The organism is Microbacterium sp. SY138 (assembly GCF_039729145.1).
Classification (GTDB): Bacteria; Actinomycetota; Actinomycetes; order Actinomycetales; family Microbacteriaceae; genus Microbacterium; species Microbacterium maritypicum_A.
This window is the reverse complement of the sequence record NZ_CP155793.1, coordinates 2,096,018-2,108,340: the sequence shown is the minus strand read 5'-3', so window position 1 is coordinate 2,108,340 and position 12,323 is coordinate 2,096,018. Positions and strand designations below refer to the sequence as shown.

Here is a 12,323-nt window from a genome sequence, read left to right as displayed (position 1 = left end):
ACGTGCCAGCGCCACGTCTCTGGGCGATCGTCGGGGCGACCGGCACCGGTAAGAGCGATCTCGCGATCGAGCTGGCCGAGACGCTGCGTGCGGAGGGAAACCCCGCCGAGGTCGTGAACGCCGATGCCATGCAGCTCTATCGCGGGATGGACGTCGGCACCGCGAAGGTCTCGATGACGGAACGCCGGGGCATCCCGCACCACCTCTTCGACGTACTCGACGTCGACGAAGATGCGGCTGTCGCGTGGTACCAGCCGAGAGCTCGTGAGGCGATCGAAGAGATCCACCGCGGGGGAGGAGACGCGATCCTCGTCGGAGGATCCGGTCTCTATGTATCGAGTGTCGTCTACGACTTCCGATTCCCTCCGCGCGACCCGGAACTGCGGGATCGTCTCGAACAAGAGCTCGAGACCCGAGGGGCCGCGCATCTGCTCGAACGTCTGCGAACTCTCGACCCGCAAGCGGCTACTCGCGTCGATCCACAGAATCCGCGCCGCATCATCCGTGCGCTCGAGGTTCTCGAGCAGGGGAGCGAGACGCACGGTGCCTCGCTTCCGGAGAAGCCTGTCCTGTGGCATCCGCATACTCGTCTCATCGGTCTGCATGTGGACCGCCCCTCTCTCGTGGAGCGGCTGGACTCCAGAGTCGAGCGCATGTGGAAGGGCGGCCTCCTCGCCGAAGTCGAGGATCTTCGTGCGCACGGGCTCGAGCGTGGAGGAACGGCTCCTCGCGCGATCGGGTACGCGCAGGCCCTGGCCCAGCTCGACGGCGGCCTCACGGAGCGTGAGGCGATCGCACAGACCCAGGCGCTCACGAGACGCTATGCGCGACGCCAGGTGTCCTGGTTCAAGCGGTATCCCGACCTGGAGTGGTGGGAGGCTCCGGTGCGGGCCGTGACGCTTCTCCACGCCTGATCTCGATGTCGGAGGGTGCTGCGAAGCTGGCCGGATGACGACGCACTTCTACACGGCCTCCAGCCTCGACGGGTTCATCGCCACCGAGGAGCACTCATTGGACTGGTTGCTCACACAGGACATCGACCAAGACGGACCGATGGCGTACACGGGTTTCGAGCGGAACATCGGCGCCCTGGCGATGGGGTCCTCCACCTACGAGTGGGTGATGCGCCATGAAGAGGGCCGCTGGGGGTACAGCCAGCCCACGTGGGTGTTCACCCACCGTCGACTCGACCTCCCGAAGGGTGGCGATGTCCGACTGACGCAGGCCGACATCCGCACGGTGCACGCGGAGATGGCGCAGGCGGCGGGTGGGAAGGACCTCTGGGTCGTGGGCGGCGGAGACCTGGCGGGGCAGTTCGCCGACGCCGGCCTGCTCGATGAGGTGTGGGTGCAGTACGCACCCGTCACACTCGGCTCGGGCGCCCCGTTGTTGCCGCGCAGACTCGACCTCGAGCTGATCGAGGTGGCGCGAAACCGGAACTTTCTCTGCGGTCGGTACCGGCTCGCGCGGGACGGAGAAGTCCGCGACGATCTCTAGACTGGACCCATGGTCGCATTCACCAAGGGGCACGGCACGGGCAACGATTTCATCATCATCGCTGACCCGGACGGTGAGCTCGACCTCACCGTCGAGCAGGTCGCCGTGCTCTGCGATCGTCACTTCGGCATCGGTGCAGACGGAATCCTCCGCGTGGTGAAGTCGTCGGCGATTCCCGACGGTGCGGCTGCACTCGACGAAGAGCCACAGGCGGAATGGTTCATGGACTACCGCAATGCCGACGGATCGGTCGCCGAGATGTGCGGGAACGGCGTCCGCGTGTTCGCCCACTATCTCGTGCGCTCCGGCCTTGCGGCGATCGAACCCGGCTCGACCTTGCCGATCGGCACGCGGGCGGGAGTGCGCGATGTCACCCGAAGCGCGACGGGATATCAGGTCGACCTCGGCCGGTGGAAGCTCTCCGGGGACGACCCGCTCGTTCGAGTGGACGGCCTGTCTGTCACCCGTCCAGGTCTCGGAATCGACGTCGGGAATCCGCACGTCGTGGTGGCGCTCGCGTCGGAGGCTGAGCTCGCGTCCCTCGAGCTCCACCGTGCGCCCGGCCTCGACCCGCTGCTGCCCGCGGGAGCCAACATCGAGTTCGTCGTACCCGGCGAACCGCTCGTGCGCGACGGTATCGGACATGTGAGCATGCGTGTCTATGAGCGCGGGGTCGGAGAGACTCTGAGTTGCGGCACGGGTGTCGCGGCGACGGCCCTGGCGGTGCGCTACTGGGCGGGCGAGAACGCTCCGAGCAACTGGCAGGTCGAGGTGCCCGGGGGGACGCTCGGCGTTCGGATGTTCCCGGCGGAAGACGGCGAGCACGTCGCTCTGTCCGGGCCGGCTCAGCTCGTGTTCCAAGGTGAGGTCGACCTCGCCTGAGGTCCCGACCGTCGGCTTCGGCAGGCCCGCATCGGCCTCATCCGAGAATGATCGGCTCCGTCGGCGGGTTTCCGTGCTTGCGCACCTTCAGGATGCGATAGCCCTTGCCCGTAGCGGTGCGGAAGACGCTGTAGCCGGGCTGGAAGGTCGATCCGATCCACCGCTGGAGCGAATCCGCACCGAGATTGCGCTGCACGACCAGCCAGGCATCACTGCGCTCGTCGAGGCGCGGGATCCATCGCTCCAGAAGGCCGTGGAGTTCGTTCTTCCCGACGCGGATCGGCGGATTCGATCGGATCGTGCGGAATGAGACGTGCTCGGGAACATCGTCGGGCAGGGATGCGTTGACATTGGTGAGCCCGAGAGCTGCGGCGTTGCGACGCACCAGATCGAGGGCACGCTCATTCACGTCGACGGCCCATACCGTCGCATGGGGAGCGGCCAGGGCCATCGACAATGTCACCGGACCCCAACCGCTGCCGAGGTCGAGAAGATCGCCGCCCGGGGGTACCGGGGGCATGTTGGCGAGGAGCACTGCAGTGCCGGCGTCGAGACGATCCGGGCTGAAGACCCCACCGGCGGTGGTGACTTCGAGCTCTCGACCCGCGAGTGATACGCGGATCTTACGCAGATTCTCGGGGCTTGCCGGGGCCGCAGTGAAGTAGTGATCTGACCCCATACGGTGAGCGTACCGGACAGCGCGGGCTAAGGTTAAGGCTCGCAACAAATCCCAGAGACAAGGAACGGATGACGGAGACCACCACACCCTCCACCGACGACCACACGGTCGATCGTGTGCTCGCGAACGCGGAGAAGCGCTCGGACGTCCACGTCTTCGGCGCCGCACAGGCGCTGCAGGACGAATCGACGGCATCGCACGCGAGTACGGACGGCGTGCAGTGGGATCTCGAAGACCGACACGCTCTCCGACGCGTCGGTGGACTCTCGACAGAGCTCGAGGATGTCACCGAGGTCGAGTACCGGCAGTTGCGACTCGAGAACGTCGTACTGGTGGGGGTCTACCCCCAGGGGGCGCAGGAAGATGCCGAGAACTCTCTGCGGGAACTCGCTGCTCTGGCGGAGACCGCCGGCGCCGTCGTGCTCGACGGTGTCCTGCAGCGCCGCCCGCACCCCGACGCCGCGACATACCTCGGCCGCGGAAAGGCCCAGGAGCTCAGAGACATCGTCGCCGCTGTCGGGGCCGACACCGTCATCGCCGACACGGAGCTCGCGCCGAGCCAACGACGCGCTCTCGAGGACGTCGTCAAGGTCAAGGTCATCGACCGCACCACCGTGATCCTCGACATCTTCAGCCAACACGCGAAGAGCCGAGAAGGCAAGGCCCAGGTCGAGCTCGCCCAGCTCGAGTATCTGCTGCCTCGTCTTCGCGGTTGGGGTGACTCGATGAGCCGCCAAGCCGGCGGTCAGGTCGGCGCCGGCGGCGCAGGCATGGGCTCGCGCGGTCCCGGTGAAACCAAGATCGAACTCGATCGCCGACGGATCCGCACGAAGATGGCTCTGCTTCGACGCCAGATCCGAGACTTCGGCCCTGCCCGCGACGCCAAGCGCGCCGAGCGCAAGCGGAACACGATTCCTTCCGTCGCGATCGCCGGATATACGAACGCCGGCAAGTCGAGTCTGCTCAATGCGCTGACCAGCGCTGGCGTCCTGGTCGAGAATGCCCTGTTCGCGACGCTGGATGCGACCGTGCGTCGTACGGAGACGGAGGACGGTCGCGTCTACACGCTCACGGACACCGTCGGGTTCGTGCGCAATCTCCCGCATCAGCTCGTCGAAGCGTTCCGGTCGACCCTGGAAGAGGTCGGCGAGGCCGACGTCGTGCTCCACGTCGTCGACGGTTCGCATCCCGACCCGGCGGGTCAGCTGCAGACCGTGCGCGACGTGCTCGGGGATGTCGGCGTCCGTGACCTTCCGGAGATCGTCGTCTTCAACAAGGCCGATCTGATCGCGGAGGACGAGAGGCTCGTGCTCCGAGGCCTTCAGCCGCACGCCCACTTCGTGTCGTCGCGGTCGGGCGAGGGAATCGCGGAACTGCGCGCAGCCGTCGAAGAAGCGCTCCCGAAGCCCGCCGTCGAGGTGCATGCCGTGATTCCGTATGACCGCGGCGATCTCGTGGCAGCGATCCACGAGTCGGGCATGCTCCTCTCCGTGGACCATCGAGAGGATGGCACCGCGGTGCATGCACGCGTGTCAGAGCGTCTCGCCGCGGAACTGGCTCCTTTCACCGCCCACGGCTGAACGCGACTATCGCGCGAGGAACCGCGCCTCCACCGTTGCGGAGATGACGATCTCCTCGGGCTCGTACTCCATGGCCGGTGCCGAGTCGGCGGCGAACGCCACACCTCCACGCGCTTTGAGCATCGGAGCCCCAGGTGACGGCTGTCCGCTGGAGATGAGGCCGGTATCGGCGATCTCCAGCGGCGTGACCTCACCGAGGCCGAGCGCGCCCGCGTAAGCCTCGGCTCGGGTCACGGCGACACCGACAGCGTCCGCCGCCACATCGCGCTCGATCCGCGTGCGTGTCTCGGGCGTGAGGTGCCAGTCCACCCCGCCGACCTCGACGCCGTCCCAGGGGGAGATGTCGGAGACCCACAGCGAGAGCTCGGATGCTTCCGCGAAGGTGGCGGTGTAGTCGATGCTGGCGTAGTAGACGGGGGCGAGGCGCTTGCCCTCGCTGCTCCAGGGGCGTTCGGCGCGCACCGAGAGCCGCTTGCTGGTCCAGTCGACGACGCTGCCGGCGTCTGCGCGCTCGGTGATGCTCGCGCGCACCGGCTCGGCGAGCCGCATCACGTTCTCGACGACCGTGGTGCGCTCGGGGCCCTCGGCGCGTACCCCGACACGGATGGTGGCGCGCTCCGGCGCGACTCGCGCTTCATGCTCGCCGCGGACGGTGACGGTGACTTCGCTCATGGGGCGACTCTACGCCAGCGGCTGGACCCGCCGTGGAATGGCGTGGCGGCGGAGAACGTTGTAGTCTGTGATGCTCGGGTGTTCCTCACCCGGGATGGTAATTCCACAGTGTGACAGCGGCTCCTTCGAGAGAAGGACCACGGGGCTGATCGGTTTCGACAGCGCCTGTGAATCCACGAGAAGCGGGCCGAGGATGCAGAGTTATCTCGTAAACGCTCTCTGCAAAACAATAGTTGCCGAAACCAAGCGCAACGACTTCGCCCTCGCTGCATAAGCGAGCCCGATAGTCCGTCAGGCCGTATGTGATTCCGATACGGATCCTGGCGTCATCTAGGAATCTTGCTGCGTGATGGCGTCTGGACGTCACGTGGGACTCTTCCCAGGCTGGGCTCGTCGACTTAGGTGTCTGTGACAAAGGTCGGAGCCGAGCAGAACGTCTTCACAGACTGCGCCCGGAGAAGGCGTGGAGACTCAGCGTTGGACGGGGGTTCGATTCCCCCCAGCTCCACCATGTCGCTGTCACACAGGAATGAGGCCCGCCTCCCCAGTGATCACTAGGGAGGCGGGTCTTTTCATGTCCGCTCAGACGCCTGGGTACCGATGTCGTGGACCTATATTGAAGTCTGTGGACACGACCCCCGCAGACGTCTCAACCGGTCTCACGCAAGCTCAGGTCTCCGAACGCGTCGCCGCCGGAAAGACGAACGCCTTCGTTGCCGACACGAGTCGCAGCGCCTGGAGCATCGTGCGCGCGAACGTGTTCACGCTCTTCAACGGCATCGTCTTCGCCTGCTTCTTCGTGCTGTTCCTGGTCGGACGCTGGCAGGACGCACTCTTCGGACTCGCCGCGTTCGCGAACGCGATCATCGGATGTGTGCAGGAGTTCCGGGCGAAGTCGGCGCTCGATCGTCTGGCGCTGATGAACGCGCCGCGTGCGCTGGTGCTGAGAGACGGCGAGGAGGCGGAGATCGCCCCCAGCGACGTGGTCCTCGACGACGTCCTCGTGCTCCGCGCCGGCGAGCAGGTGCCGGCCGATGCGCGGGTTCTCGCGTCGCGCGGGCTCCAGATCGATGAGTCGATGCTCACCGGGGAGTCGGACCCGGTCGAGAAGCAGCCCGGCGACGATGCGCTGTCCGGAGCCGTGGTCGTCGCAGGGGAGGGGACCGCGATCGCGACCCGCGTGGGCGCCGATTCCTACGCGAACCACTTCGCCGGGGAGGCGAAGCGTTTCTCCCTCGTCTCGAGTGAACTGCGCACCTCGGTCAACCGGGTGCTGAAATGGGTGAGTTGGATCATCGGCCCCGTCGGCCTGCTCGTCCTGAACGCGCAGATCATCGTGCTCGGCGGCTACACGACCGTGTTCTCGAACGGCGCGTGGGTACAGGCGGTGGTGAACACGATCGCGTCGTTGACGGCGATGATCCCGCTCGGCCTGGTACTCATGACGAGCATCGCCTTCGCCGTCGGAGCCTCACGACTCGCACGCCGGCAGGTTCTGGTGAACGAACTACCGGCTGTGGAAGGCCTCGCGCGCGTCGACGTCATCTGCCTCGACAAGACCGGCACGCTCACCGTCGGGGAGATCGGCTTCGACGAGGCACATCGCCTCCACGGCCTCGCCCCGGAACAGGCAGAGGACGCGGCGGCGGCGCTTGCCTGGTATGCCGCGGCGCCCGATGCGAACCCGACAGCACGGTCGATGCGGACGGCCTACCCGGTCGCCTCGCCACTCGTCGTGTCGGGGTACATCCCGTTCTCATCTGCACGAAAATGGAGTGCGGCGTCTTTCACCGGCATCCCTGGGACCTGGGTGATGGGAGCACCGGAGATGGTGTTCGGCGATGCGGCCACATCGGCGGAGACGGAGCTGGGGCGCACCGTGACGGCACTCGCCGAGACGGGCCGCCGCACTCTCGTGCTCGGCCACGCGCACGCGACGCTCTCGGACGCCGACGTCGACTCCGAGCGGCTCCCTGACGGACTCGCGGCCATCATCGTGCTGACCTTCCGCGAGCAGGTGCGCCCCGACGCCGCTCAGACACTCGCCTATTTCGGGCACCAGCAGGTGGGCATCCGCATCATCTCCGGCGACAACCCGCGTACGGTGGCGGCCATCGCCCGAGAAGTCGGTCTCGACGTGGCCGACGGCTTCGATGCCAGAGAGCTTCCCGATGATGACGCCCAGCTCGCCGACGTGCTCGACCAGCACACGGTGTTCGGGCGCGTCACCCCCGAGCAGAAGAAGCGCATGGTGACGGCGTTGCAGAGCCACGGACACACCGTCGCGATGACCGGAGACGGTGTCAATGACGCCCTCGCGATAAAGTCCGCGGATATCGGCATCGCGATGAACTCGGGCTCGCCGGCCACGAAGGCCGTTGCGAGGCTCGTGCTGCTCGACGGACAGTTCTCGCACCTGCCGGACGTCGTCGCCGAGGGGCGCCAGGTCATCGCGAACATCGAGCGCGTGTCGATGCTGTTCCTGAACAAGACGGTCTACGCGACACTGCTCGCGATCATCTTCGGGGCGTTCCTCCTCGAGTTCCCGTTCCTGCCGCGACAGCTCTCCATCACGGACGGCCTCACGATCGGCATCCCCGCCTTCTTCCTCGCGCTCATGCCGAACGCGGCGCGCTACGTGCCGGGTTTCCTCCGACGGTCTTTGAGTTTCGCGATCCCGTCGGGCATCGTCGTCGCGCTCGGGCTGACCTGGTACACGTTCGTCGCGCGTGGACTCGGTGTGCACGAGGAGCAGCTGCGCACGGGCGCCACCGTGATCCTGGCCGTCGTCGGCATCTGGATTCTGGCGGTCCTCGCCCGCCCGCTCAACCGGTTCAAGGTGGCGGTCGTCGGGGCGATGTTCATCTTCCTCATCGCGGTGTTCACGATCCCGCGCGCTCGCGAGTTCTTCGTGCTCGTCGACCCGGGGGAGGACCTCGCCGTCGCGCTCACCGGGATCACGATCGTGATGGTCGCGGCCATCGAAGTTGTGCGCTTCGTGCATCGCCGTCTGGTGCTGACGGTGCCGACGAGGAACGCTCCACGCGTGACGACGTCCTCCTCCACGGTGCCCGTCTCCTCGTCGGCCCCCGTCGCCACGGTGATCACCACGGTGGTCGCCGTGCTCGCATACGTCTTCGGCGCGCTGGCGACGGGCTTCGGGATACTGGTGTTCCTGGGACGCTACGACCCGGACGTGAGCGCCTCGGCCTTCTCGCTCACCGGTGCCGCCATCGCCCTGTTCGGTCTTCTGGTCTTCGCCGTCGCCGCCGGGGTCCGCCGCGGAAGCGGGCTCTCCCGCCTCATGCTCACGATCTTCCTCGGCATAGCGATCGCGTTGAGTGCGGTCGTCCTCGTGTTCGGAGACCGCTGGGACTGGGGAGCGGCCTTGACGGTCGCGTTCGCGGCCGCGATCATCGTGCTGCTGTGGACGCCACCGGTCTCCCGCACCTTCGGGCGGATACTCGAGAGTTCGATGGGGTCGGGTCGCCCCTGACGGAGATCGACCCCGACGGGAGTCGACGAGGGATCTAACGCGGCCACTCGATCAGGATGAGCCCCTGGCGCGTGTCCGCGAGGCGCACCCATCCGTCGCCGAAGAGATACGTCATGCCGTAGCCGTCTTCGTCCGTGCCCATGGCGTATCGGGCGTCTTCGGTGAAGTAGACGCCGTCAGGGCCGTCTTCCCGTTTCCAGCCCTCGGCGAGGAGTGCGGCCTGTGCCGCTGCGGCATCGGAGTCGTCGACCGGAGACCAGCCGTACAGCTGCCCATGGTCGGATCCGACGGTGTAATCGGCCCAGAAGCACAGCAGCCCCTCGGTCAATTCGACACCCCCGACGACGAACTCCTTCGTCTCGGCGGTCCAGCCGGCATCGGCGAGAGCGGTGACCGTGCCGGCCGAGATCATCGACTCGCAGGTGAGTTCCGTTTCGGCCGGCTCCGGCGTCGGCGAGGTCACCGGCACGGAGGACGGCGTCGGCTGCGGACTGCCGGCATCAGGCGTGGGCGACGTACGCGGCTCCGGAGCGGCGCACGCGGTGAGGGCTCCGACGAGCAGCAGGACGCCCGCGGCTGCGGACATGATGCGGAAATTCATCGCGGGGGCCTCGTGGTTCGATCAGTTCTGCATCAGGGTGAGGAAGTCGTCGTGAAGGGTGCCGTTGGTTGCGAGTGTCGAGCGGGCGGAGATCGTCTCGACACCGTCGACGTCGGTCATGCGCCCGCCGGCCTCGCGGACGATCGGGACGGCCGCTGCGATGTCGTACTCCTTGACGTCGAACTCGGCGACCATGTCGATGCGTCCTTCGGCGAGGAGCATGTACGAGTAGACGTCCCCATAGGCCCGGTCTCGCCAGACACGCCCGGCCACGGCCAGCAGCGTGTCGAGGCGCCCCGCCTCCGACCACTGCGCGATGCTCTGGAAGCTCACGCTCGCGTCGTCGAGAGAGGAGACCGACGACGTCCGGAGCCGACGCGGTTCGCCCTCGAGCGTGGTCCAGGCGCCTCCGCCGGCCGATGCCCACCAGCGCCGTCCGAGCGCCGGCATGCTCACCACTCCCACCTGGGGGACGCCGTCGATAGCCAGCGCGATCATCGTGCCCCACAGCGGGACGCCACGAAGAAAATTGGCCGTTCCGTCGATCGGGTCGATGATCCACTGACGCTGGGTACTGCCCTGCGCGCCGAACTCCTCGCCGAAGATGCCGTCTTCCGGCCGCTCGGTTTCGAGGATGCTGCGGATCGCACGTTCCGTCGCGAGATCGGCGTCCGTCACATGGGAGTTGTCGGCCTTCGTCGAGATCTCGAGGTCGGACGCGTCGAACCGGGGGAGCGACTGGGCATCGGCGGCATCGGCCAGGCGGAGTGCGAGGTCGAGGTCGTGCCGCAGGCTGTCGGGGGAGGTGGTCACGGTCTAAGAATACTGGCCGGATCGACGGGGCCGGAGGGTCGAAAGACCATGTTTCGCCGCCCGCCCGGCGGCGGCGCGCCCGGGTGCCGGTGTCGATTTCACATGGGACCGGTCGGCTGGTAATGTAATTCCTCGGTCGGGGTTATCCCGGGCCACGCACCTCTAGCTCAATCGGCAGAGCAACTGACTCTTAATCAGTGGGTTCTGGGTTCAAGTCCCAGGGGGTGCACGGAACAGCCTCAGTAGATCTCGCCATCTACCGAGGCTTTTCTGTTTTCCCGGTTGCTCCCCGATGGGGCGAACCTTTCCGCCCGCTTCTCCTCGACGTGTCGGCCGTTTTCTCCCGCGCGACGACAGCGATGTCATCGTGTGTCCGAGCGACGAGCGCGACGGATTCTGCGGTATCGCGTAATGGATCGAGCCCGCCGCCGTCTCTCATATGGGGACACATGCCTCGCGCCCTCGGACGCCTCACTGCTTCGCAGCAGCGCCGACGGGATGGGCTACATCAAGAACTGGGGAAGATCTTGTACGAGAGAAACGGTGGCGCCGTCGTGCGCCGGAAGACAACCGCGATCATCGCCGCTGCGGCCGCAGCGCTGGGCGCCGTGATCACACTGGCGGGTGCGGGAGCCGCCTCAGCTGCGGAGTACGACTATCCCGCGGCCATCGATCCTTCGTCGATCACCGTGACCACGGTCGGGGGCGGCGGAGCGGTCTCGCAGTGGGACCAGGTGCGGGTCGACGCCGAGTGGTCGGTGCCGGACGGCGCGGTCGGTGGACAGACCTTCGGGTTCACCCTGCCGAAGGAGTTCGCCCGGGCGGGGACATCCTTCTCGGTACCCTCTGCGGAGGATCCGAGCAAGACGATCGCCGAGTGCACCGTGAGCACCGACGCCGCACCGGTCGTCACCTGCACGCTCACCGACTACGTGAACGGGCGCACCGGGGTCAGCGGCTCCCTGTGGTTCGTCGCCTCCGCCGATGAGCAGACGACCGAGAGCACGGTGGAGTTCACCGTCGATGGCACCATCACGCCCGTCGAGATTCCCGGCGGCGGCATCGGACCGTCGTCGCCGCTGCCCACAGAACCGCAGAAGTGGTCGTGGCAGACGGATGATGGCAGGATCGCGTGGCAGCTGGCGCTGCCGGGTGCGAGCTTCGCGGGCGCGGAGTCGATCGTCGTCGACGACACCCTGACCGGGGCGGGCGACGGATTCGCCGAACATCACAACGAGGATGAGCAGCTCGAGGTATGGAGCACGACGATGCAGGATCGGGATCCGCAGTCGATCACGAACTGGACCGGATCATGGAACGACGGCGGCACGGCCTTCCACCTCGTGATCCCCGGCCCGATCGACCCGACGCGGATGTACTTCGTCAAGTACTTCACGGTGCCGAGCTCGCAGGTCGACGGTGCCACCTACGCCAACACCGCCGACGTCAACGGGATCAAGCTCCAGGACAGGGAGGTGTGGTCTGTCACCGGTGGGGGAAGCGGAGACGGCGACGCCACCGGCGCGTTCACCCTCACTAAGGTCGTCGGCGGCTCCGGTTCGTCTGAGGTACCGGCCGATGCCGTCTACACCGTGCGCTACAGCTATGGCGACCCGGTCGTCGAGCGCACCGTCACGGTCACGGCGGGAGCGACCGCACCGCTCATCCAGCTGCCCACGGGGACCGTGGTCACACTCGTGGAGCTCACGCCACCGGCGGTCGAGGGGGTCGACTGGGGTGTTCCCGTGTTCTCGGGACCCGATGTGCACTCCGTGGCCGACGGCGGAGCGCAGTTCACCGTCGGCTCCGGTACGGCACTCGCGGTCACGCTCACCAACACCGCGACGACGCCGCCCGTGATTCCGCCGACGACACCGCCGACACCGCCCACCGGGGTCACTCCGCCCACCGAGCTGCCACTCACGGGTGGGTCGTCGCTGGCCACCACCGGTGGCGATGTCCCCGCTGCGATGCTCTGGGGCGGCGGCGCGGCTCTGCTGCTCGGCATCGCTCTGACCGTTCTCGGAGCGGTCCGGGCGCGCTCGCGCGTGGCCCAGGACTGATCCATCGGACGACTGGTCCGTCGGACGACTGATCCACCGG

At 67.1% G+C, this 12,323-nt stretch carries 10 protein-coding genes, 1 tRNA gene and 1 other RNA gene; 8 read left to right on the top strand and 4 right to left on the bottom strand.

Annotated features, from left to right (window positions below):
* Nucleotides 1-2: 2 nt before the first annotated feature.
* Genes miaA through dapF form a run of 3 tightly spaced genes read left to right on the top strand, consistent with a single transcriptional unit; the run spans nt 3 to nt 2,379 of the window.
* On the top strand, nt 3-914 hold the full coding sequence (gene miaA / locus ABDC25_RS10035; RefSeq protein ID WP_347122810.1) for a tRNA (adenosine(37)-N6)-dimethylallyltransferase MiaA: 912 nt from the start codon (nt 3-5) through the stop codon (nt 912-914).
* A gap of 34 nt (nt 915-948) precedes the next feature.
* The gene (locus tag ABDC25_RS10030) at nt 949-1,497 is read left to right on the top strand and encodes a dihydrofolate reductase family protein (protein WP_347122808.1); all 549 of its coding nucleotides are present in this window, start codon (nt 949-951) and stop codon (nt 1,495-1,497) included.
* 9 nt (nt 1,498-1,506) lie between these two features.
* Nucleotides 1,507-2,379, top strand: a complete 873-nt coding sequence (gene dapF, locus ABDC25_RS10025) for a diaminopimelate epimerase (protein ID WP_029265520.1) — start codon at nt 1,507-1,509, stop codon at nt 2,377-2,379.
* A 37-nt stretch (nt 2,380-2,416) separates the two neighbouring features.
* On the opposite strand, the gene ABDC25_RS10020 is transcribed toward dapF, so the two are convergent.
* Nucleotides 2,417-3,058 (bottom strand): methyltransferase, encoded by a 642-nt coding sequence (locus ABDC25_RS10020; protein WP_021198644.1) that lies wholly within the window; start codon nt 3,056-3,058, stop codon nt 2,417-2,419.
* A gap of 68 nt (nt 3,059-3,126) precedes the next feature.
* Between ABDC25_RS10020 and hflX the strand changes: the two genes are divergently transcribed.
* The gene (gene hflX / locus ABDC25_RS10015) at nt 3,127-4,638 is read left to right on the top strand and encodes a GTPase HflX (protein ID WP_167254298.1); all 1,512 of its coding nucleotides are present in this window, start codon (nt 3,127-3,129) and stop codon (nt 4,636-4,638) included.
* Between the two features lie 6 nt (nt 4,639-4,644).
* On the opposite strand, the gene ABDC25_RS10010 is transcribed toward hflX, so the two are convergent.
* Nucleotides 4,645-5,310: an SIMPL domain-containing protein gene (locus ABDC25_RS10010; protein ID WP_021198646.1), complete on the bottom strand. Its 666-nt coding sequence runs from the start codon at nt 5,308-5,310 to the stop codon at nt 4,645-4,647.
* Nucleotides 5,311-5,451: 141 nt separating this feature from the next.
* On the opposite strand from ABDC25_RS10010, the gene ssrA reads away from it, so the two are divergent.
* Together ssrA and ABDC25_RS10000 are read left to right on the top strand one after the other, a co-directional pair.
* Nucleotides 5,452-5,821: a transfer-messenger RNA gene (ssrA, locus tag ABDC25_RS10005) on the top strand.
* A 114-nt stretch (nt 5,822-5,935) separates the two neighbouring features.
* Nucleotides 5,936-8,806 (top strand): HAD-IC family P-type ATPase, encoded by a 2,871-nt coding sequence (locus ABDC25_RS10000; protein ID WP_347122805.1) that lies wholly within the window; start codon nt 5,936-5,938, stop codon nt 8,804-8,806.
* Nucleotides 8,807-8,840: 34 nt separating this feature from the next.
* Here ABDC25_RS10000 and ABDC25_RS09995 read toward each other — a convergent pair whose 3' ends face one another.
* Both ABDC25_RS09995 and ABDC25_RS09990 read right to left on the bottom strand, forming a co-directional pair.
* Complete coding sequence (locus ABDC25_RS09995; protein ID WP_347122803.1) at nt 8,841-9,392, bottom strand: hypothetical protein; 552 nt, start codon at nt 9,390-9,392, stop codon at nt 8,841-8,843.
* A gap of 36 nt (nt 9,393-9,428) precedes the next feature.
* A complete protein-coding gene (locus ABDC25_RS09990) occupies nt 9,429-10,220 on the bottom strand; it encodes an inositol monophosphatase family protein (protein WP_029259031.1) in 792 nt (263 codons plus the stop codon).
* Between the two features lie 156 nt (nt 10,221-10,376).
* Here ABDC25_RS09990 and ABDC25_RS09985 point away from each other — a divergent pair.
* A tRNA-Lys gene (locus tag ABDC25_RS09985) sits at nt 10,377-10,449 on the top strand.
* A 325-nt stretch (nt 10,450-10,774) separates the two neighbouring features.
* Nucleotides 10,775-12,283, top strand: coding sequence for an Ig-like domain-containing protein (locus ABDC25_RS09980; protein ID WP_315068188.1), 1,509 nt, complete (start codon nt 10,775-10,777; stop codon nt 12,281-12,283).
* Nucleotides 12,284-12,323: the final 40 nt, after the last annotated feature.